Raw genomic sequence first — 19,940 nt, forward strand, 5'->3', positions numbered from 1 at the left:
ATATTGTGCGGCATCTCGTTGGTTTCGGGGTTCACCAGCGTCAGTTCGACATAGTCGCCTTGGTGAACAACCATCATCGGCGCGGGGATCGAGCCATTATAGGTCATGGCCTGCAGAACCGTGCCGTCGCCATCGATGACGACCGGTTGTTCCTTGACGGTCAGCGTGAACTCGATGACCTGCGGACCAACGGATGCGACCTGCTCATGAGCGTGAACGAAAGGCGGAGCAACGAGGTCAACCTTCTTTCTTGCCAGGTTGGCCATAGCCTCAGGCTTGGCCTCTGCCAAAGCAGGAGTTGCGGCTACCGCTGCAATCAAAGCGGCTGCCATCACGCCGGCACCCGTACCCCGGAGGGCTTCGCGCCTGGTCAACATCGTCGTTCTCCTTTTAGACGTCCGCGACGTCTTTCGTTGCGATGACGTGACCGTATTGACGCTGCGGGAGGGTTCTTTGATCTAGATCAGATTTGCCGCGGCGTGGGCCTGGAGACCGCATGGGAGTTTGTTCTGGAACAAACTCCCAGCAGGATCACGCAGCAGCCGATCGGCAAGTCAGCGCGAAGACACGAAACGTTCGAGTTTGGCCAGCGTTTGCTGCCCGAGTTCTTCGGCACCGAAGCCTTTTGCCGTCTGGTACTCGGCGGCCGTGCTGAAGACCATTGTCAGCGTGACCTTGGTTGCACCGGCCTCGTCCTCCAGGGACACAAGAGCATCGGCATGCTTGGGGCCGTTCTCACCCCATAGCAGCGCATAGCCGATACGCTCTTCGGGCTGGACGTCGTTGTAGAGGTGGTGGTTCGGGAAGACCGTGCCATCCGGCGCGATCATGTCGAAGATCCATTCGCCGCCGCTGCGCAGGTCGATCTTCCTTGTTCGGCACGAGAACCCTTCCGGTCCCCACCAAAGAGGCAGCGTTTCCGGGTTCATCCACACGCTCCAGACGGCGGATCGCGGCGCCTGGATGATCCGCTGCAGCACCATGGTCCGCTCAGCTGCGGTTTCGCTTTCGTCAGTCATTCCTCACGTCCTTTCATCGCCTGCATCACAAAAGCATCCAACCGATTGAGCTGTGCTTCCCAAAGCGCCCGTTGCTCATCGAGCCATGTTCGGGCGGGAACGAGAGCCTCCGGCACGATGGCGCAGGTGCGAACCCGCCCATCCTTGGCTGTGGTGATCAGCCCGGCTTCCTCAAGCACGGACAGATGCCGCATCACGGTGGGAAGGCGCAGTCCCGTTGGGCCTGCCAGATCGGTGACGCTGACCGGAGTTTCGGCGAGCTTCGTCAACATCGATCGACGGGTCGGGTCGGCGAGCGCGTGGAACAGCAACGAGAGATCGGTATCATGCTTAGCCATAATGCTAAGTAATACTGATCGTGAATCGAACGCAAGGGAAACTTTGTCGTTTGGCTAAGTGTTCTGTGTTCGATGATCTGCCGATGGTTGCCGACTAGGCACGGCTGGTGAAAACCGCCAGTTGATCGGCAAAGGCGCGTTTATAGGCAGGGCGTGCCTCGGCGCGGGCGATATAGGCGAGCAGGTTGTTGTGATCCTGCAGGAGGCTCGATGTCGCCAGCCTGCGTAGAACCGTGACCATCAGGAGATCGCCAGCGCTGAAGGCGCCGTCCAGCCATTCCGCGTCGCCAAGCCTGCGGGCAAGCTGATCCAGCCGCTTTCGCACACGTTCATCGAGCATGGGCAAGCGCTCGGCGTGCCAGGGTTTGTCGCGCTCGAGCAGTATGGCGGTTTCGCGATCGAGGATCGGCGGTTCCACCGTGTTGAGCGCGGCGACCATCCAAGTGACCGCTCTTGCCCTCCCCTCGGCCTCGCCCGGCAGCAGGCCGGCATGGGTTTGCGCGATGTGCCAGACGATCGCGCCGGATTCAAACAGAACGAGATCGACTTCCTCGTAGGTCGGGATCTGTCCGAAGGGCTGCAGTTTCAGGAAGGCGGGCTCCTTCATCTCAGTGAAGGAAACGAGGCGAACCTCATAGGGCAAACCGACTTCCTCCAGCGCCCAGCGCACGCGCATGTCGCGCGCCAAGCCTCGGCCGCGATCCGGAGAGCTTTCGAAAGCGGTGATCGTGATGGTCATCCTCGTCTCCGGTGCTTGGCCTCATCAAAATCTACAACGATCTCCGCAGATCAGGAATGGAGCGCTCGGCTGTCGTCAGGAGCTTGTTCGCGTTCAGCCATGCCGTAATCGCGCAGGACGTCGGCGATCCGCAGGCGATAGGTCGCAAACACATGGTCGCGGCCTGCCGCCTGTGCCTTGCGATGGTCCGGCAGGTTGCGCCATTGCGCAACAGCTGCTTCATCGCGCCAGAACGAGAGTGACAGAACCTTGTTCGGCATGGTGAGGCTCTGGAAGCGCTCGATCGAGATGAACCCGTCGATTTCGTCCAGCAATGGCCGGAGATGCGCGGCGATGTCGAGGTAATCTGCCTTGCCGGTTGCGGAGGTCTCGGCTTCGAAGATCACGGCGATCATGCGCCCCCTCCGTGCGGCGCGGAAGCGAGCTTCACGAACAAACGGTTTTCGCTGCGGATGAAGCCCTCCCGCTTCGCAAAGTGGTAGTTCTCACGACCCAGGGGATCGGCAGCCAGTCGCGCGCGATAGGCTTCGTATTCGGCTAGCGACGCGATTGAATACATGCCGTAGGCCCTTGTTGCCGAGCCTTCGTGAGGGGCGAAATAACCGATCAGATCGGCACCGCAGCGCGGAATGCATTGGCCCCAGCTGCGGGCATAAGTCTCGAACAGTTCACGGCGGTTCGGGTCAATTTCATAGGTGATGACGCAGGTGATCATGTCTGGCTCCTTGATGGATCGAGACTAGCGGTTGGCTTCAATGAATGGTTCGACTATGATCGAACCATGACGCATGGTCCCGACATCGCCCGCATCGCAGCTCTGGTGGCCGATCCCGCCCGCAGCGCCATGCTGCTCGGCCTCATGGACGGCCGCGCGCTGACCGCAACCGAGCTTGCAAGCCTCGGCGGCATAACCAAGCAGACTGCGAGCAGCCATCTGGCCAAACTGGTGGATGGCGAAGTGCTCAGCGTGGAAGCGCAGGGTCGCCACCGCTATTTCAAGCTGGCGGGTGCGCATGTGGCGGCGCTTCTGGAGGCGCTGATGGTGTTTTCCTCCGACGCCGCTCCGCCGCTACGAACAGGTCCGAGAGAACCCAACCTGCGCAAAGCCCGCATCTGCTACGATCATCTGGCAGGCGAAATGGGCGTGGCGCTTTACGACCACATGCAGGAGAATGCCTGGGTGGACGACGGCTTGGCTTTGACTGAAGAAGGCTGGCGGCACCTCGCCGTTATCGGCGTGACGCAGGCGGAAGCGCCGCGCAGCAACCGTCCGCAATGCCGCGCCTGCCTCGACTGGAGCCAACGGCGGCATCATCTGGCAGGCACAGTCGGTAAGCTGATCCTCGATCGGTTGTTCGCGCTGTCCTGGGCACGACGACTGCCGAACTCGCGCATCATCAGCTTCAGCCCAGAGGGCGAAAGGCGTTTCGGCGAATGGCTGCGTTGAGGATCACGAAGCGTTCGACCTTCCCCGGCGCAAGGCAGCTGGCGGGGAGCTAAACGGCGGTTCAAGGGTACAAGGCCCTCGTTGGATCCTGTGGCGGCTTTCAGCTGTTCGGATCCTTTGCGGCTCAGAATGGTTTCACCTCCAATCAATCAATACGGAAGGTGATTTCGATGGAATTACGCAATGGTGCTCTGGTTGCGGTCGTGGATGGAAATCATCTGAAGCTGTTTAAGAACTCCGGTGATGCCGGGTCGCTCAAGCTGACCGAGCAAAAGACAGGCGACGTCTCATCCGAGAACAAGGGTTCAACCGGGCATGCCAGCAGCTCGGCCAATCCCGATGACAGCCAACAGGAAGAAGATTCTTTTGCCGTCGGCGTCGCTGAGTTGCTCAACAAGAAGGCGTTAAGTGGTTCTCTCGACCAACTGGTCGTGATCGCAGCGCCCCGGACACTCGGCGAACTGCGCAAGCATTATCATAAGACGCTGAGCGCGAAGCTGGCTGGCGAGGTTGCGAAAGACCTGACCGGGCATTCCCTGGCGGATATCGAGAAGACCGTACAGTCGGCCTGACAAAGGGACCGGCATTCCCTCAAACGTTAGCCGCTGCTCTTCTCTTCGGGAAGGGCGGCGGTGCTGCGTCCTAACAAGGCCTTTTTAGCCGGTGACCGTAACGCTGGTTTCGCGAAGGGCTGCTTGGATCTCTGTTTGTGACGCTTCAGGGTGCTTTTCCAAAAGCTGCAAAGAAGCTGTTTCCACATCCAGGGGCGTGTCCGACTGGTCGGCTTCCTTGGCGATATCGGCGATTTTTACCGCCAGCTGAAGATTGAACATGGTTCCCTCCCAAGCGTCATCGAGATGATGCGCGCATTCAGACCTGATGTGTGATCTTCGTAACGAGTTCGGCTTCTTTGTACGGCTTCGCTATGAAGCAGCCCGGCTCGGGAAGCTCCTCGTCACCCGGTCTCAGCCGACCGGATGTAACGACGAGAAGGATGTGCGGCCAACGGTCGTGAACGCGGCGCGCAAGCTCCAGCCCATCGAGCTTTCCCGGCATTTCGATGTCTGTGAAGAGCAGCTTGACGTCGCTCGTCGTGGCAAGGATCTGAAGTGCTTCATCGGCTGTGGCAGCCTCCAGCACTGTATATCCATTCTCTTCGAGAACCTCTGCTGCATGCATGCGCAGAAGTGCCTCATCATCCACGATCAATGCAGTCGGTTTGTCAGCAGCGTTTCCCATCCCGATCAAATGTCGGGGAGGTCTACAAGTTGCAGCGCGACTTAATTTTTTCTTAATGTTTGTTAGCTGCCCGATTTTTTGTGGGGCCTTAATGCACCGCTGAACTTGCGCAGCTACCCCGCATTCTTGCTGAGGCTCAGCGACGATCGATCTTTCCTGTCAGGAGGTTCAGCAAACGGCTTGCGATCGCAGAGCCCGCACCTCTGGCGAACCAGGCTCGTCCGACTAGGCGGAAGCTGCTGAGGGCAGCTCCCGCCCGTTGACTTATTCGATCTCTTTCGAAGCCAGATAGGCAGCGAGTTGTCCCGTATCGGTCAGGCCGCTATGCGCCGTCTTGCCCTGCAACTCGGCGGGAACCTTCCAGCCGGGATCGACGCCTTCCATGTTGGGAAGCTCGTGGGCGATACCCTTGTGACAGTCGATGCAGGTCGCCTTGTTGGACAGAAGATAACGTTCGTGGATTTCAGCGGCACGCGTCGTCTGCTTGCTGAGGTCCATGGCCGCCGTGGAATGGCAGTTTCGGCATTCCAGACTGTCATTGGCCTTCAAGCGCGCCCACTCGTGCTGTGCGAGCTCCAAGCGATGATCAAGGAACTTTTCGCGCGTGTTGATCGTGCCGAACAGCTTGCCCCAGACTTCCTTCGACGCCTGCATCTTGCGGGCGATCTTGTCGGTCCAGTTATGCGGCACGTGGCAATCCGGGCATGAAGCCCTGACGCCGGATCGGTTCGAGAAGTGGATCGTGCGCGTCATTTCTTCATAAACGTTGGCCCGCATCTCGTGACAGCCGGTGCAGAAGGCTTCCGTGTTGGTCACTTCCAGGGCGGTGTTGAACCCGCCCCAGAACATGACGCCACCGACAAAGCCGCCAAGCGTCAGGAAGCCCAGACTCAGAGTGGCCGCCGGCGTGGAAACAACGCTCCAGGCCCAAACAAGGATGGACTTGATCCAGCCGATCATTGCTCAGCTCCCGCCGGCTTGACGCCAAGATCGCTCATGTCCTTGAACACGTTGTCGACCAGCGGACGGCTTTCCGCCTGCGGCACGTGGCATGCCGTGCAGAAGTAGCGACGCGGCGAAACGTCTGCCAGCATCTGGCCCTCGCGCGTCATGTAGTGGGTGACGCTGATCATGGGCGCGCCCGAGCCCTCGGTCATCTCGCGCCGATGGCAGGACATGCAGCGGTTGGTGTTCACCGACAGCTGATAGCCATCGATCGAATGCGGGATGATCGGCGGCTGATCAGGATAGTTGCGCATCTTGCGGATGTCGTCGACGATCCATTTCGGCATTGGCTTCGCGCCCGCAGTTTCCATCGGGTTCGGCTGGCCGGAGAGTTCCGGCACCGACTGAGCCAGTGCGAACGTCGTCGTCAGCACGCAGAGGACCATCGCGACAAAGGCCCAGCAGCGCCGCGCGATCATGCTGAGAGAATCTTGACTGCGCATTTCTTGAAGTCCGTCTGCTTGGAAATTGGATCGGTGGCGTCCAGCGTGACCTTGTTGATCAGCTGGCTGGCGTCGAACCACGGCACGAAGATCACGCCATGCGGCATGCGGTTGCGGCCCTTGATGTCGACGCGGCTGATGATCTCGCCGCGGCGCGACTGGATCTTGACCTGAGCGCCCTGGTTGATGCCGAGCCGGCGTGCGTCGTCGCCGTTCATGAAGCAGCGTGCGCCGGGGAACGCCTTGTAGAGCTCCGGCACGCGCATGGTCATCGAGCCGGAATGCCAGTGTTCCAGCACGCGGCCGGTGACGAGCCAGAAGTTGAACTCGTCGTCCGGCGACTCTGCTGGCGGCTCGTAAGGAGCAGCGAGGATGACGGCGCGGCCATCCTTCTGGCCGTAGAACTTCACGCCCTCGCCCGCCTTCACATAGGGGTCGTAGCCCTCGCGATAGCGCCACTTGGTTTCCTTGCCGTCGACCACCGGCCAACGCAGGCCGCGCACCTCATGATAGGTGTCGTAGGGTGCTAGGTCGTGGCCGTGGCCACGGCCGAAACTGGCATATTCCTCGAACATGCCCTTCTGCAGGTAGAAGCCGAAGGCCTTGGACTCGCGGTTCTCGTAATCGGGTGAGATTTCCGAGAGCGGGAAACGGTCGACCTGGCCGTTCTGGAACAGCACCTCGTAGAGCGTCTTGTTCTTGTAGTCGGGGTTCGCGTCCAGGATTTCGGCAGGCCAAACATCCTCGGTGTTGAAGCGCTTGGAAAACTCCACCATCTGCCAGAGGTCGGAGCGCGCTTCGCCAGGCGCGTTGACAAGCTGGTGCCAGGCGTGGGTACGGCGCTCGGCATTGCCATAGGCGCCTTCCTTTTCCACCCACATGGCGCTGGGCAGAATGAGGTCGGCACAGGCCGTCGTCACGGTCGGATAGGCGTCCGAGACCACGATGAAATTGTCGGGATTGCGATAGCCCTTGTAGGCCTCACTGCTGTTGTTGGCAGTGGCCTGCATGTTGTTGTTGACCTGCACCCAATAGAAATTGAGCTTGCCGTCATGCAGCATACGGTCCTGCTGGACGGCATGGTAGCCGGGCTTTTCCGGCAGCAGACCGTGCGGCAGCTTCCACAGCTCTTCCGCGTGCTTGCGGTGTTCCGGATTGGTCACCGTCATGTCGGCGGGAAGGCGGTGGGCGAAGGTGCCGACCTCGCGCGCCGTGCCGCAAGCCGAGGGCTGACCGGTCAGCGAGAACGGGCTGTTGCCTGGCTCGGAGATTTTACCGGTGAGAAGGTGGATGTTGTAGACCATGTGGTTGGCCCACACGCCGCGCACATGCTGGTTGAAGCCCATGGTCCAAAGCGACATCACCTTGGTCTTGGGGTCTGCATACAGTTCCGCGAGCTGTTCGAGGTAGCCGCGGTCGGCGCCGGTCAGCTCGGCAACCTTGTCGAGCGTGTATTCGGACACGAACGCCTTGAAGGACTCGAAGTCGCTGGGCGCCATCTCGGCTGCGGTCGCGACGCCCTTGGCCTTCGTCTCAAGCTCGTTGTCATCGCGCAGGCCGTAGCCGATGTCGACCGTGGCCGTCATGAACTTGGTGTTCTTGTCGATGAACTCCTGGTTCACCCGGCCCGTCTGGATGATGTGGTTGGCGATGTAGTTCAGGATCGCCAGATCCGTGCCCGGCGTGAAGATCAGCGGAATGTCGGCCAGATCCATGCTGCGATGGGTAAAGGTCGACAGGACGGCAACCTTGACGTGCTCGTGGCCAAGGCGGCGGTCGGCCAGGCGCGACCACAGGATCGGATGCATCTCGGCCATGTTCGAGCCCCACAGCACGAAGGCGTCGGCATGCTCGAAGTCGTCATAGCAGCCCAGCGGCTCGTCCATGCCGAAGGTGCGCATGAAGCCGTAAGCGGCCGAGGCCATGCAGTGGCGGGCGTTGGGGTCGAGATTGTTGGAACGGAAGCCTGCGCGCATCAGCTTGGTTGCGGCATAGCCTTCATGGATGGTCCACTGGCCGGAACCGAACATGCCGACGGCTGTCGGACCCTTTTCCTTCAGCGTCTTCTTGGCCTTTTCGGCCATGATGTCGAAGGCTTCTTCCCAGGTGACGGGCTCGAATTCGCCTTCCTTGTCGAACACGCCGTTGCGCTTGCGCAGCATGGGCGTGGTCAAGCGGTCCTTGCCGTACATGATCTTGGACAGGAAGTAGCCCTTGACGCAGTTGAGGCCGCGATTGACCTCCGCTTCCATGTCGCCATGGGTCGCGACGACATGGTTCTCCTTGACGCCGACCATGACGCCGCAACCCGTGCCGCAGAAGCGGCAAGGCGCTTTAGACCACTTGATTTCGAGGCTGGACACGCCGCCGGGCACCGACTGTGCTGCGGCTGGCATGGCGATGCCTGCGGTCGATGCCGCGATCGCGGCTGCCTGTGCCTTCAGCACGTCACGCCGCGTGAGTTCTGCCGTCATGCGACATCTCCTTCTTCTGCAATGCTTTGTTCGAAGACCATGTGGGCGGCGATGACGTCGTCCATGGCCGAAATCTGGATCAGCGTGTCGCCGAGGAAGCCGGATGTCGGTCCTTCGATCACGGTGACGATCTTGTTGTTTCCGCTGGCATGGACTTCCACGCCTTCGAGGTCGCCAAGGCTGGCCGAGATGCGCTCGAGCGCCTCGGGCCGCACGACGACCACGGCGCTGGAAATATGATGCACGGCGTCACGCATGAACTGCTTCCGTTGTTCGCGCCGTCATGGTGATGGCTTGTGTGGGACAGACCGAAATGCAGGCACCGCAGCCAGTGCAAGGATCGGCTTCGAGAGAGGGCACGAAGGGACCGCCCAAACGCGGCTTGAAACGGATCGCCGCCGTTGGACAGGCGTCACGACAAGCCATGCAATCAACGTAGTTCATGGCCAGGCAGGACGTCGCAATCACCGCGTGATGCGCAAACTGCGTTGCGCGAACAGCCGGAAAGACGGGCTCAGGGCAGTGGTTCGCGCACTCCCCGCAAAACGCGCATTCGCCAGCATCGAAGTCGAGCGCGGGAACGCCGTTCTGCATCGAAATGATGCTTGTCGGGCAAGCAGCCGCGCAGTCGCCGCAGCCTGAGCAATCCCGGATGGAGCGATCAGTCACGCCTGGCGGATAAAAGATCGGCCGTGTTCTAACGGATCGCCCCGTCAGGAACCCGCGCCGGGTACTGACAACGTCACGCATGGCTGTCACTCGGCGGAATTCGGCTGGGCCCGAACGATCTCATGCGGGCCGGGAGGGCCGTTCAGGATCTGGTACATCCAAACGGAGAAGCCGTAAGTGCCAACCACGGCGACCGCTACGAGCGGCCAAATGCCAAACGCCAGAACGACGAATGTCAGCAGCTCGCGACGCCGCTTCTGGCGAAAGGACGGGCGCTCCGTCGTATCTGTTGTCTCAACCATGCCTGCTTCCGGTTCATAGAAGGAATGAAGTGGGTGGGTTGATACGGCTCTACAAAAAACAGCGTGCGATGTCATTGCTCTGGCGCAAAGCGCGACAATAAAGCGCTGAATTAAGCGTCATGGTGATGAAATTGTAAGCACACCCTCATGCAGGGGCGAGCGAAGCGAGGCTTTGATCTAGATCAAAGCGAAAATATAAAGGCCGCTTAGTTTTTGCGAGACCGCACTATAGCGCTTGGTTATTCAAGTAATTATTGGAGATGTCGTTTTCGCTACTCGAAAATCGAAAAACATCCAGGCTAATCTTCGACACACGAAGGATAGTTGTTCGCAGTATGAGCTGACGGCGACTGGCTGGAAGCCAAGTCAGTCGATCTTCAGCTCGCAATTCGGTACCTGAATCCCCTGTAACGACCTTGCTGAAAAAAACGGAGGTGATCTTCTGGTGCTCGGCCGGCCGAAGGTCGGCGATGGGGCAAACGTACCATCCCGTGGCAGCAATCGGCCGCTCGTTACGCATTTTTGCAAACGCCACGAAGCGAATCCATTTCGCAAGAAAGCCGGCCCTCAACAGTCTGGAACGACCGCTTGCTTTCAAGTGGTCGCAGGTTTGATGCGCGTTGATCGCTGCGCCACACGAAGCCAGTTCCAAAAGATATAAAAGATATGATATTAGGACCTGACCTTCGCTGGGTAGGGTGGGCCGCGAGGATGCTCTTCCAAAACAAGACGGCAGATCAGGGATTGATCTGGAAGCAGAACGAACAAGGGATTGCGGTTGTTGGCGGCGTTTGCGGAACCCGTTGAAGGATCCACTGCCTTAAACGAGCGCTACAGCGGCCCTGCCCGCTGTTTTCAGTGAGACACCATGGTTCAAGTGCATTCTCCTACTCCGCTCTACCATCGCATCTATGCGGTGCTCCGGGAGCGGATCGTCAAAGGCTATTATCCGGACGACCGTGCGATCCCCAGCGAGGCGGAGCTGTCGGAAAGCTTTTCGGTCAGCCGCATCACGATCCGCAAAGCCATGGAGATGCTCACGGCTGAACGGCTCGTTACCCGCACCCGGGGGCGCGGAACCTTCGTCACCAAACGCACGAAGGAGGACGAGTTCAACAAGGCGGTTGTTTCGAACGTCAACAGCCTCTTCAGTTACCTGAACGATGTCGGCAAGAGTACGCGCTTGAAGGTGATCAGCCTGGATCACGGCGAAGCGCCGCCCCGCGTCTGTGCAGAAATGGGGATCGCACCGACCACGGAGCTGGTCCGCGCCGTCCGTGTGCGCCTCTTGGAGCGCCGCCCCTACTCGCTGTCCACGGCCTACATCCTGCCTGAGTTCGGAGGGATGTTGAAGCGTCAGGATCTGGCGAAAACCAACATGATCGATCTCGTGCAGCAGGCGGGCGCCACTGTTGAGCAGGTCGAACAGACCATGACGGCGACGCTTGCTGACGATTATGCTGCGAAGCATCTGGAGATACCCGTCGGGGCACCCTTGATGCTCGTCAAGCGCCTGTTCTTCAATGCCGAGTTGAAGCCCTTCTATGCGGCCGAGATCTTCTACTGCGCCGACCGCTACGAATACCGCGTTTCGCTGAAGCGCGAAGACGGCAAGGACTTTTCGCTGGGACGGACCTGATCACTAGGTCCGCCAACACCTGCACCGCCGTCATGCTTGGCGGGGCTTAGCCTTTCGCCGCGTTTTCGGCTGCAGCACCGGCCTTCATCATCGCATGCACCATGTCGAGCCGGGGCTCGACAGGGGCGGGATAAACGTCGCGGCCATGGGTGAGACCAAGCGCCAGGAACGTCTCCATGAGCTTGTAGGTCAGCGGACCGGGATTGACGACCGGCACCGGCAGATTGGCGGCAAGGTACTCGCCGGCCTGATGCATGGTGGTGGATCCCAGGCAGATCACTTCCGCGCCGTCTTCCTCGATGCAGCGCAAGGCGACATCGCGCATGCGCGGGAACACCTTGTCTTCCTTGCCGTCGAGCAAATTGGAGAAATCCGGCGGCTGGTCGAACGAGCGCACGGAAGCACATTGCCGGTCGAAGCCATATTCGCGGATGGCCTTGCGGTAGCGTGGCAGCGCCGGCTCCCATTGCGCGAGAACGGAGAAGCGCCCGCCAAGTGTTAGCGCGTAAAGCATCGACGCCTTGCCGGCCCCAATTACCGGGATCGACAGCACGGAGCGGAGCGCAACCATGCCGCTGTCCGACATCGTGTCGATGCAAACGGCATCGAAGCCTTCGGCTTCCGCATTGCAGCCGGCTTCGAAGATGGCGAGGTCCATCAACCCCCAATCGTGGGGCGACATGAAGGAGGTCGGGCCGCAGGTCACCGGGCGATAGATGAGTTCCCAACCATCGGGCAGCGGCACATAGCCGGATTGCGCTTCACGGTTCCTGACGCCTTCGGCATCCAGCGCGAAAGGAACGATGACGAGGATGCGGGTCATGGGCGTCCCTCCAGATAGGCCGCGCCTGCCGCACCAATCGCTCGGATCATTTCGTGCTTGGGCGCCAGCGGCGTCGGCCAGGTCGCCTTGCTGTGGGTGAGCTTGAGGTCGAGCGCAATCGAGGCAAGCTTGTAGGTCAGCGGACCCGGATTGATCACCGGCACGCCGATCTCGTTCGACAACCAGCCATGCGCCTCATGCATGGTGGTGGAGCCGAGGATCAGCACCTGCGCGCCATCTTCTTCCACGCAATTGCGTGCTGCGTCGAGCAGCAGCGGGAACACCTCATCCTCCTTGCCGGACAGGAGGCTCTTGTTATCCGGTGTGACGCCGATGGAGCGCATGGAAGCGCATTTGTGCTCCATGCCGAGTTCGCCCAGCGTCTTCGTGTAGAGCATCTTCCAGCGATCCCACATCATCAGGATCGAGAACTTCTCCCCCAACATCTGCGCCACGAGCATGGCGTGGCGGCCGGGCGCGATGACCGGAATGGTGAGGATCGAGCGCAGCATCGCCATGCCGCTATCCGACATCGTATCGATGCAAACCGCATCGAAGCCGTCCTTTTCCGCGTCGAGCCCGGCGTCGACGATTGCGATGTCAGCCAGCACCATGTCGTGCTGGCTAGAATAGTTCTTGGGCCCGACCCGAACCGCCTTGTAGTGGAACTCGATGCCCGGACCGAGATCGACCGCCTTCATCTGTGCCTGTCGCCGGGCGAGGTCTTCCTCACCCATCGGAAACGGCACGATTACCAGAACCTTCTTCATGTTTCCTCCCTCGTCGCGTTTGTGGATCAGGCGTCAGCTGCTTCAGCGATCCGCGCAGCACTTATGCCGGCGAGCCGGCCGAAGGTCGTGGCTGTCAGAAGTCCGTTGCCCGACAGATAACCGTAGTTGGAATCGCCCGAGACACCGCGCGCGGCACCGCCGCCGGCGAACAGGTTCGGCAAAGGCTCGCCGCCTTTCCGCAGCACGCGCGCCTGGTCATCGATGACCAATCCGCCCTGCGTATGGAACAGCGCGCCGTTGACCTTCACGGCGTAAAAAGGCGGCTTCAGGACGTCATTTTCGGCGAAGTTTCTCCCGAAACGATCCGGTTTTCCGGCAGAAATCGCCTCTTCGATGGCCGAAAATTCCGCTTTTAGGTAAGAAAGCGGGAGCCCCGTGACCTCGGAAAGCGCTTCCAGCGTGTCCGCCATCTTCACCGCACCGAGCTTGCGAAGCTCGCGATAATCATAAAACCCTTCCGCAGCCTCATGGCCGGGCGCGCCGAAGATGTCCCATGCGATGTGATCCGGCTGCGCCGCCACTTCGGCGCCATGCTCGGAATAACCGCGCATTTCATTGGAGAAGCGCTGACCGTTCGTGTTCACCAGAATGCCGCCCTTGGTGATAACGGCCCAGGTAAGCGGCAGGGAATGCGGATGAGCGACCGAGCCGTGCCCCTGATACGCGCCCATGTCGGCGGTCGCCGCGCCAAGTGCGGTTCCCCACCGCACCGCATCGCCGGTGTTCGACAGGTGGCCGCAGCATTCGGCGTCTGCGATTTCGGTAATGTATTGGCGCACCATCTGCGCATCACCCGCAAAACCGCAGCAGGCCAGTATCAGCGCTTGGCAGCCGAGATCTTCGGTTGCACCGTCAGACCGGCGGCAGCGCACGCCGACCACGCGACCTGAGGCGTCTGCATAGATGTCCTCGACTGAAGCGCCGGTGATGAGGTCGATGCCGGCATTGGAAACGGCTGCGAGCAGGGCTTGTTCAAGATCGGCGCCCGTGCGGCTTTTCGGACCGTGCATGCGCAGTCGCGAATGGCCGGGATACAGGAAGCCGGTCACCAGCTCGAACTCGACCCCGTGCTTTTCCATCAGCCAGTCGATCATCGGCCCGGCAGCGCGGGCAGCAACCAGCGCCTGATCATAGGGGGTATGGTCGTGCGTCTTGGCGACGATGTCGGCGGCAAAGAGTTCGGGACTGTCCTCGATGCCGGCTTCCTTCTGAAGCCGGGTGCACGGCGCCGGGATCAGGCCCGCGGAAAGCGAGGTCGATCCCGTAGGGTTCTCGTCACGCTCCAAAATGATCACAGACTGCCCGGCATCATGGGCCGCCAGGGCGGCGACGAGGCCGCAGGCGCCGGCGCCTACCACCACTACCGGAACTTCGAATTCGAACGTTACGCCTTCGGGACTGAGAAGCGCCATGATCAACCTCTGTTTCGACGGGCGGAGGCGCGTTGCGCCTCCCTTGAAGGCTCAGTAGCCGGTGCGACTGTTTTCCGGCGTGCCGTAGCGCGCTTCCAGCTCCTGCACCTCGGCCATGCGAGCGGTGTCGAAGAACTGCTTGAAGCTCATGACATTGGGCGCGACGGAGGCAATCGACTCTTCCTTCTTCATGATCTCGAGGGTCTTACGCGCGGCCTCCATTGCCGAAAGCAGCAGCCAGTTCGGATAGATGATCAGCTTGAAGCCGAGTTCCTCGATTTCCTCACGCTTCAGGAACGGCGTCTTGCCGGAAGTCGCCATATTGTAAAGCAGCGGAATAGCGGGAAAGCGCGGTGCGATATGGGCGAGGTCGTCAGGACCGGGGCTTTCGATGAAGATCACGTCTGCACCCGCTTCGCGGTACATTTCAGCACGGTCGAAGGCAGCATCACGGCCGTCCACCGATAAGGCATCCGTCCGCGCGATCACCACGAAGTCCTGGTCGATGCGGGCGTCGACGGCTGCCTTCACCTTGGCGACCATGTCGGCTGCTGGAACGAGCTGCTTGCCCGAAAGGTGACCACAGCGCTTGGGCAGCACCTGGTCTTCCAGGTGGATCGCCGCAACGCCGCCACGCTCGTAGAGCTGGATCGCGCGGCGCACATTGAGGGGTCCGCCGAAGCCGTTGTCGGCATCGGCAATCAGCGGCACGTCTGACGCATCGGCGATGCGCGTGGCATTGTCGACCATCTCGGTCATGGTCAAGAGGCCGACATCGGGGTAGCCGAGACGGGTCGCCGACGTGCCGGCGCCGGTCATATACATGGCCTCGAAGCCTGCTTCAGCGACGAGGCGGGCATACATGGCGTCAACCACGCCGGGAGCCATGACAGCTCGCTTGCCTGCAAGCGCCTGCCGCAAGCGCTTTGTGCGCGTTAAGGACATGGTGTTCTCCAATTCTTAGAAGAGCAAGGCTGGTTGCGCGTACGGCGCACTCACATGCCGAGATAAGCCTGCCGCAGCTGCGGATCGGCGAGCAGCGTTGCCGCCTCGCCCTGCATGACGAAGCGACCCTGTTCGAGGACGTAAGCACGCTTGGCGACACCGAGCGACTGCATCACATTCTGCTCCACCAGGAGCACCGCGACGCCGTCGGCGTTGATCTTGGTGATCAACGCGAACATCTCCTCCACCATGAGCGGGGACAGGCCGAGCGAGGGTTCATCGAGGATCAACAGGTCCGGCTCCGACATCATGCCCCGCCCGATCGCCAGCATCTGCTGCTCGCCGCCCGACAATGTTCCGGCCGACTGGCCAAGCCGCTCTTTCAAACGCGGGAAGATGGTGCAAACGCGCTCGAAGTTCTGCTCGACCCTTGCGGTTGCACGGCGATAAGCGCCGAGCCGCAGATTTTCGCGAATGGTCAGGTTCGGAAAAATCTTGCGGCCTTCCGGCACCTGAGCGATCCCCAAGGCTACGATCTCGCTTGGCTTGCGGCCGTTGATCACCTCGCCCTTGAAGCTCACGGAACCAGCCGTGGGGCGGATGAAACCGGAGATGACGTTGTTGAGCGTCGTCTTGCCCACGCCGTTTGACCCCAGCAGCGCAACGATCTCGCCGGCTTCCACGCGCAGATCGAGGCCCTGAAGAACCGCCATCGAGCCGTAACCGGCCTGAATACCCGAAATCTCAAGCATGGTGTTCATCCTGAAGGCGTGCGGCCGCGCCGTGGCCGAGATAGGCTTCGACAACCGAAGCGTCCTTGACCAGTTCACGCGGCGGTCCGTGGGCGATCAGCTTGCCCTGGTTGAGGACGTAAGCCGTTTCGGCGAGGCTCATCACGGCCTGCATCACGTGCTCGATCATCAGGAAGGTGTGGCCTTCCTCGCGGATCTGCCGGATAATGCCCACGATCTCGTTGATCTCGGAGGGAATCAGACCCGCCATGACCTCGTCGAGAAGCAGCAGCTTGGCGCCGGTGGCCAGGGCACGGGCGAGTTCCAGGCGCTTGCGCCCGGCGATGGTCAGGGAGGATGCAGGTCGATCGAGCATGTTGCCCATGCCGAGCCGCTTGCCGACATCGCGAGCGAGCGCCATGGCTTCCCTGCGCTCATGGTGGTGCAGATAAGCGCCGACCGCGATGTTTTCCTGTACCGTCAGCCCGGCAAAAGGCTGCACGATCTGGAAGGTACGGATCATGCCGCGTGCGCAGATCTGGTGCGGCGGCAGGCCAGTGATGTCCTTGCCTTCGAATGTCACGCTGCCCGCATTGGGCTTGGTGAAGCCTGCGATCATGGTGAAGCAGGTGGTCTTGCCCGCACCGTTAGGGCCGAGCAGACCGACAATCGATCCTTCCCGCACATCCAGCGAAACATCGCTGACTGCTTGCAGCCCGCCGAAGCTCTTCGAAAGATTACGGACCTCAAGCATGGTCGTCATCCTTCCGGCTGTTGAAGGTTCCAAAAAGGGCGGCCAGGCCCATCAGGCCGCGTGGGAGCAGACGCACCGCGCAGATCAAGACGATGGCGTACAGCACGAAGTTGAGGCCCGGTGCATTCGGGAGGAGATGCTTGGCGCCTTCGCTCAGGAGATGCAGTCCCAGCGTTCCGATCAACGGTCCCCAGACAGTCCCGGCACCGCCAATGATCGGTCCGATCAGGGCTTCGATCGACACGGCGCTGCCGTAAACAACCGTGCTGTCGATGAAAAGGAACAGCTGGAGATAAAGAGCGCCGGCGAGGCCGCCGAAAGCGCCCGAGATCACCATCGCCTGAACCTTGATCTTGTAGGTGTCGATGCCGAGCGCGCGCGCCGCATCCTCGTTTTCACGAATGGCGACCAGATAGGCGCCGAAACGGGACTTCTTGATGAGGAAGGTGAGGAGCATGACGAGCGCCACGACAACCAGAAGGATCGTGTAGAACACGGTGCGGTCCGGGAACTGCAGCGTTGCGACGCCTGGGTCGAGCCGCAACTGCAAGCCGCTGCCGCCACCGGTGATGGCGAACGACGAGGCGCAGATGCGCAGCACTTCGGCGAAAGCCAGCGTCACCAGGGCGAAGTAGGAGCCCTTGAGACCGTAACGGAAAGCCAGCGCCCCGATAAAGCCGCCCATCGCCGCGCCAGCGATGATGCCGAAGCCGAAGGCGATCCAGGCATTGACGCCGAACTGCACCTGAAGGATCGCGGATGCATAGGCGCCCGTGCCGTAAAGCGCGGCATGGCCGAAGGAGGACATGCCGCCAAAGCCGCCGGTGATGTTCCAGGACAGGGCGATAATCGTGACGATGAGCGCGTTAATGGTGAAGCCGATCCAGACCGGCGAGGACATCAGGTAAACGCTGAGGAGGTAGGCGCAGGCAGCGACAACCAGCGCGATTTGACCAGCAGACTGAAGTTTCATCAGCGTCCCACCTTGCCCAGAAGACCGGACGGCTTGAACAAAAGGATCAGGATAAAGGCGACGAAGATGCCGATCTGGCCAAGGCTCTCGCCAAGGAAAAGACCGCATAGGGATTCGATGACGCCAAGCAGCAGTCCGGCAATAAGCGCACCGAGCAGGCTGCCCATTCCACCGAGAACAACAGTGGTGAAGGCGACCAGCACGAAGGTGTAGCCCACCTGCGGCGTGACATAGAAGGTCGGCAGAAGAAGGCAGGCTGCCAAGGCCACACAGGCCGTGCCGATGCCGAAGCAGACGGCATAGGTGTGGTTGACGTCGATGCCGACGAGCTCGGCGCCGCGCTTCTCGATCGCCACCGCCCGGATCGCCGATCCCGTACGGGTATGCGCCATAAACAGCCACAGAAGCGGTGCTGCCGCCAAGGCCGCACCAAAGGCGATGACGCGGCCGAGCGGCAGAAAGGCGCCGAGGACCTCGACCGTGTCATAGGCGTAGGGGATGTCGACGGATCGGGTGTTCGAGGTCCAGAAATAGAGCGCGAGATTGTCGATGATCATCGACAATGCCAGCGTGATCAAAAGAACGTTCTGTTCCGAGCCGGAGCTCATGGGCGAGATCAACCCGCGCTGCAGCGCATAGCCCAGGCCAAAGAAGACTGGCAGCACGATCGGGATTGCCAGATATGGGTCGATGCCGAGATAGAAGTTCAGGAAATAAACCGCGAACAGTGCCAGCATCAGCAGGCTGCCATGCGCGAAGTTGATGATATGGAGCACGCCATAGATGAGGGTCAGGCCCAGCGCTATCAGCGCATAGACTGCCCCCATCATCAGGCCGCTCAACACGGCAGGCAAGATCAGACTCGACATCGGGTTCGCTCGAATAAGTTGCAAATGAAAGCTCCGGCGACGGTTATCCGCCGGAGCTTCGAGCCGGTTTTTACTTGGCCGGGATCGGGAACACCGGCTCGGCGCTTGCGAATTCCTTGGGGAACACAAGCTCGATCTTTTCGCCACGGATCTGCGTGTTCACCGGCCGTGAGTTGACGTTGTCGCCGTTGACGAACTTGGTGGGCCCATAAGGCATAATCGACTGGTCGAAGGTGGAGGCGGCAAGGGCTTCCAGCATCTTCTTGCGATCGTCCGAGCCGCTGCGCTCCAGCGCATCGGCGATGACCTGCACCGTGGCGTAGGACACCATGACATCGTAGGTCAGGTCGAGACCGGCTGCGGAAGCCGCCGCAGCGAGGGCTTTCGAGTCCTCCTTGTTCGGGTCGTACCAGTGATTGCAGTCCATGACATACTGCGCAACTTCCTGGTTCTCGCGGACGAACTTGATGTTGGAGGCCGCGCCGCCGAGGATCGAATAGATCGCCTTCAGTTCCACGCGCTGCTGTCGCAGCGAACGAGCCATCAGCGTATATTCGTTGATGTAGTTCGACGGGATCAGGATATCGGCCTTCGAGGCCTTCACGCGCAGCGCGATGTTGGAGAAATCGCGATGCGGCGTCGGATGCGAGATGGTTTCCACGACTTCGATGCCCTGCTTGGGCAGCTCCGCGGCCATGATCTTGGCCATATTGGAACCGAACGGGCCGTCTTCATGGACGATCGCCGCAGTCTTGACGACGTTGCCGGCGCCCTCGTTCAACAGCTTGAGGTTTTCAAGCGCGACGCTGGTGCACTTGTTCACGCCCGGCGTGAAGCGGAACACGTTTGGAAGTCCGCGCTGGACGATATTCTCGGCGGTGCCGATGGAGAAAACCTGCGCCAGATCATATTTCGCGGCAGCCTGCGAAGAGGCAAGACCGAGCGCGGAGGCCGTTGCGCCCGTAAAGGCGACGACACCGGCTTGAGCAAGCGTGTCGACGGATGAGGCGGCAACTTCCGGGCGGCTTTGCGCATCCACCACGACTAGTTCGATCTGAGCGCCGTTCATGCTCTTGATGCCGCCGGCAGCGTTGATCTTGTCGGCAGCAAACTTCGCGCCGGCCGCACTCTGCGTGCCGTTGTAGGCGAGGTTGCCGGTGAGCGGCTCGAGCACGCCGACCTTCACGGTGGCGCCTTGTGCACGCAGGATGGAGGGTGTCGCGAGCGTCACGGCCAGCGCACCAGAGGCTTTCAAGAGGTCACGGCGATCAATTCTGAAGTTCATAAACAGTCTCCCATTGTTCGACGGCGATTATTTGTGCTGGTTC

General features: G+C 60.7%; 23 protein-coding genes and 4 pseudogenes. 4 read left to right on the forward strand and 23 right to left on the reverse strand.

The genetic code is table 11. The features are described from left to right. The 6 genes and pseudogenes from RTX98_RS07885 to RTX98_RS07910 all read right to left on the reverse strand — a co-directional run. Positions 1-377 (reverse strand): annotated as a pseudogene (locus tag RTX98_RS07885) (nitrite reductase, copper-containing); the annotation flags it as partial. Between the two features lie 177 nt (positions 378-554). After that, a pseudogene (locus tag RTX98_RS07890) lies at positions 555-995 on the reverse strand (SRPBCC domain-containing protein); the annotation flags it as partial. A 20-nt stretch (positions 996-1,015) separates the two neighbouring features. Continuing rightward, positions 1,016-1,357, reverse strand: coding sequence for an ArsR/SmtB family transcription factor (locus tag RTX98_RS07895; RefSeq protein WP_189500893.1), 342 nt, complete (start codon positions 1,355-1,357; stop codon positions 1,016-1,018). 94 nt (positions 1,358-1,451) lie between these two features. Then, positions 1,452-2,096 (reverse strand): glutathione S-transferase family protein, encoded by a 645-nt coding sequence (locus RTX98_RS07900; RefSeq protein ID WP_312795793.1) that lies wholly within the window; start codon positions 2,094-2,096, stop codon positions 1,452-1,454. A 50-nt stretch (positions 2,097-2,146) separates the two neighbouring features. Next, positions 2,147-2,491, reverse strand: coding sequence for an antibiotic biosynthesis monooxygenase (locus RTX98_RS07905; protein ID WP_312795794.1), 345 nt, complete (start codon positions 2,489-2,491; stop codon positions 2,147-2,149). Next, positions 2,488-2,811, reverse strand: a complete 324-nt coding sequence (locus RTX98_RS07910) for an NIPSNAP family protein (protein ID WP_312795795.1) — start codon at positions 2,809-2,811, stop codon at positions 2,488-2,490. Before RTX98_RS07910 ends, RTX98_RS07905 begins: the two co-directional genes overlap by 4 nt. 66 nt (positions 2,812-2,877) lie before the next feature. On the opposite strand from RTX98_RS07910, the pseudogene RTX98_RS20780 reads away from it, so the two are divergent. From RTX98_RS20780 to RTX98_RS07920, 3 genes and pseudogenes are all read left to right on the forward strand, one after another. Continuing rightward, positions 2,878-3,277 (forward strand): annotated as a pseudogene (locus tag RTX98_RS20780) (ArsR/SmtB family transcription factor); the annotation flags it as partial. Positions 3,278-3,351: 74 nt separating this feature from the next. After that, positions 3,352-3,543, forward strand: a pseudogene (locus RTX98_RS20785) (hypothetical protein); the annotation flags it as partial. 170 nt (positions 3,544-3,713) lie between these two features. Beyond that, the gene (locus tag RTX98_RS07920) at positions 3,714-4,115 is read left to right on the forward strand and encodes a host attachment family protein (RefSeq protein WP_312795797.1); all 402 of its coding nucleotides are present in this window, start codon (positions 3,714-3,716) and stop codon (positions 4,113-4,115) included. A gap of 84 nt (positions 4,116-4,199) precedes the next feature. Here RTX98_RS07920 and RTX98_RS07925 read toward each other — a convergent pair whose 3' ends face one another. The 8 genes from RTX98_RS07925 to napE all read right to left on the reverse strand — a co-directional run bounded on the left by RTX98_RS07925 (position 4,200) and on the right by napE (position 9,675). Beyond that, the gene (locus tag RTX98_RS07925; RefSeq protein WP_312795799.1) at positions 4,200-4,376 is read right to left on the reverse strand and encodes a hypothetical protein; all 177 of its coding nucleotides are present in this window, start codon (positions 4,374-4,376) and stop codon (positions 4,200-4,202) included. A 37-nt stretch (positions 4,377-4,413) separates the two neighbouring features. Beyond that, on the reverse strand, positions 4,414-4,782 hold the full coding sequence (locus RTX98_RS07930) for a response regulator (RefSeq protein ID WP_312795800.1): 369 nt from the start codon (positions 4,780-4,782) through the stop codon (positions 4,414-4,416). Positions 4,783-5,046: 264 nt separating this feature from the next. After that, the gene (locus RTX98_RS07935; protein ID WP_416223083.1) at positions 5,047-5,742 is read right to left on the reverse strand and encodes a NapC/NirT family cytochrome c; all 696 of its coding nucleotides are present in this window, start codon (positions 5,740-5,742) and stop codon (positions 5,047-5,049) included. Next, a complete protein-coding gene (locus tag RTX98_RS07940; RefSeq protein ID WP_312795801.1) occupies positions 5,739-6,230 on the reverse strand; it encodes a nitrate reductase cytochrome c-type subunit in 492 nt (163 codons plus the stop codon). Before RTX98_RS07940 ends, RTX98_RS07935 begins: the two co-directional genes overlap by 4 nt. Further along, positions 6,203-8,704: a periplasmic nitrate reductase subunit alpha gene (napA, locus tag RTX98_RS07945; protein ID WP_312795802.1), complete on the reverse strand. Its 2,502-nt coding sequence runs from the start codon at positions 8,702-8,704 to the stop codon at positions 6,203-6,205. The genes RTX98_RS07940 and napA overlap by 28 nt, the downstream gene beginning before the upstream one ends. Continuing rightward, a complete protein-coding gene (locus RTX98_RS07950; protein WP_312795803.1) occupies positions 8,701-8,961 on the reverse strand; it encodes a chaperone NapD in 261 nt (86 codons plus the stop codon). The genes napA and RTX98_RS07950 overlap by 4 nt, the downstream gene beginning before the upstream one ends. Beyond that, positions 8,954-9,454, reverse strand: coding sequence for a ferredoxin-type protein NapF (locus RTX98_RS07955; protein ID WP_312795804.1), 501 nt, complete (start codon positions 9,452-9,454; stop codon positions 8,954-8,956). Before RTX98_RS07955 ends, RTX98_RS07950 begins: the two co-directional genes overlap by 8 nt. A gap of 5 nt (positions 9,455-9,459) precedes the next feature. Continuing rightward, a complete protein-coding gene (gene napE / locus RTX98_RS07960) occupies positions 9,460-9,675 on the reverse strand; it encodes a periplasmic nitrate reductase, NapE protein (protein ID WP_189500866.1) in 216 nt (71 codons plus the stop codon). A gap of 868 nt (positions 9,676-10,543) precedes the next feature. Here napE and RTX98_RS07965 point away from each other — a divergent pair. Further along, on the forward strand, positions 10,544-11,314 hold the full coding sequence (locus RTX98_RS07965; protein ID WP_189500865.1) for a GntR family transcriptional regulator: 771 nt from the start codon (positions 10,544-10,546) through the stop codon (positions 11,312-11,314). Between the two features lie 46 nt (positions 11,315-11,360). On the opposite strand, the gene RTX98_RS07970 is transcribed toward RTX98_RS07965, so the two are convergent. From RTX98_RS07970 to RTX98_RS08010, 9 genes are all read right to left on the reverse strand, one after another. Further along, complete coding sequence (locus RTX98_RS07970; RefSeq protein ID WP_312795809.1) at positions 11,361-12,137, reverse strand: aspartate/glutamate racemase family protein; 777 nt, start codon at positions 12,135-12,137, stop codon at positions 11,361-11,363. Beyond that, positions 12,134-12,907 carry an aspartate/glutamate racemase family protein gene (locus RTX98_RS07975; protein ID WP_312795811.1) on the reverse strand — a complete coding sequence of 258 codons (774 nt, stop codon included), beginning with the start codon at positions 12,905-12,907 and terminating at the stop codon, positions 12,134-12,136. The genes RTX98_RS07970 and RTX98_RS07975 overlap by 4 nt, the downstream gene beginning before the upstream one ends. A 26-nt stretch (positions 12,908-12,933) precedes the next feature. Continuing rightward, positions 12,934-14,340, reverse strand: a complete 1,407-nt coding sequence (locus tag RTX98_RS07980) for an FAD-dependent oxidoreductase (protein WP_312795812.1) — start codon at positions 14,338-14,340, stop codon at positions 12,934-12,936. 51 nt (positions 14,341-14,391) lie between these two features. Then, entirely contained in the window at positions 14,392-15,285 is an 894-nt protein-coding gene (locus RTX98_RS07985) for an isocitrate lyase/PEP mutase family protein (RefSeq protein ID WP_312795814.1), read from the reverse strand. Between the two features lie 50 nt (positions 15,286-15,335). Next, positions 15,336-16,037, reverse strand: a complete 702-nt coding sequence (locus tag RTX98_RS07990; protein WP_312795816.1) for an ABC transporter ATP-binding protein — start codon at positions 16,035-16,037, stop codon at positions 15,336-15,338. After that, on the reverse strand, positions 16,030-16,770 hold the full coding sequence (locus tag RTX98_RS07995) for an ABC transporter ATP-binding protein (RefSeq protein WP_312795817.1): 741 nt from the start codon (positions 16,768-16,770) through the stop codon (positions 16,030-16,032). The genes RTX98_RS07990 and RTX98_RS07995 overlap by 8 nt, the downstream gene beginning before the upstream one ends. Next, positions 16,763-17,743: a branched-chain amino acid ABC transporter permease gene (locus tag RTX98_RS08000; RefSeq protein WP_312795819.1), complete on the reverse strand. Its 981-nt coding sequence runs from the start codon at positions 17,741-17,743 to the stop codon at positions 16,763-16,765. Before RTX98_RS08000 ends, RTX98_RS07995 begins: the two co-directional genes overlap by 8 nt. Continuing rightward, the gene (locus RTX98_RS08005; protein ID WP_312795821.1) at positions 17,743-18,612 is read right to left on the reverse strand and encodes a branched-chain amino acid ABC transporter permease; all 870 of its coding nucleotides are present in this window, start codon (positions 18,610-18,612) and stop codon (positions 17,743-17,745) included. The genes RTX98_RS08000 and RTX98_RS08005 overlap by 1 nt, the downstream gene beginning before the upstream one ends. A gap of 70 nt (positions 18,613-18,682) precedes the next feature. Further along, positions 18,683-19,897, reverse strand: coding sequence for an ABC transporter substrate-binding protein (locus RTX98_RS08010; RefSeq protein ID WP_312795823.1), 1,215 nt, complete (start codon positions 19,895-19,897; stop codon positions 18,683-18,685). Positions 19,898-19,940 lie beyond the last annotated feature (43 nt).

Source organism: Tianweitania sp., assembly GCF_032053605.1.
Classification (GTDB): Bacteria; Pseudomonadota; Alphaproteobacteria; order Rhizobiales; family Rhizobiaceae; genus Tianweitania.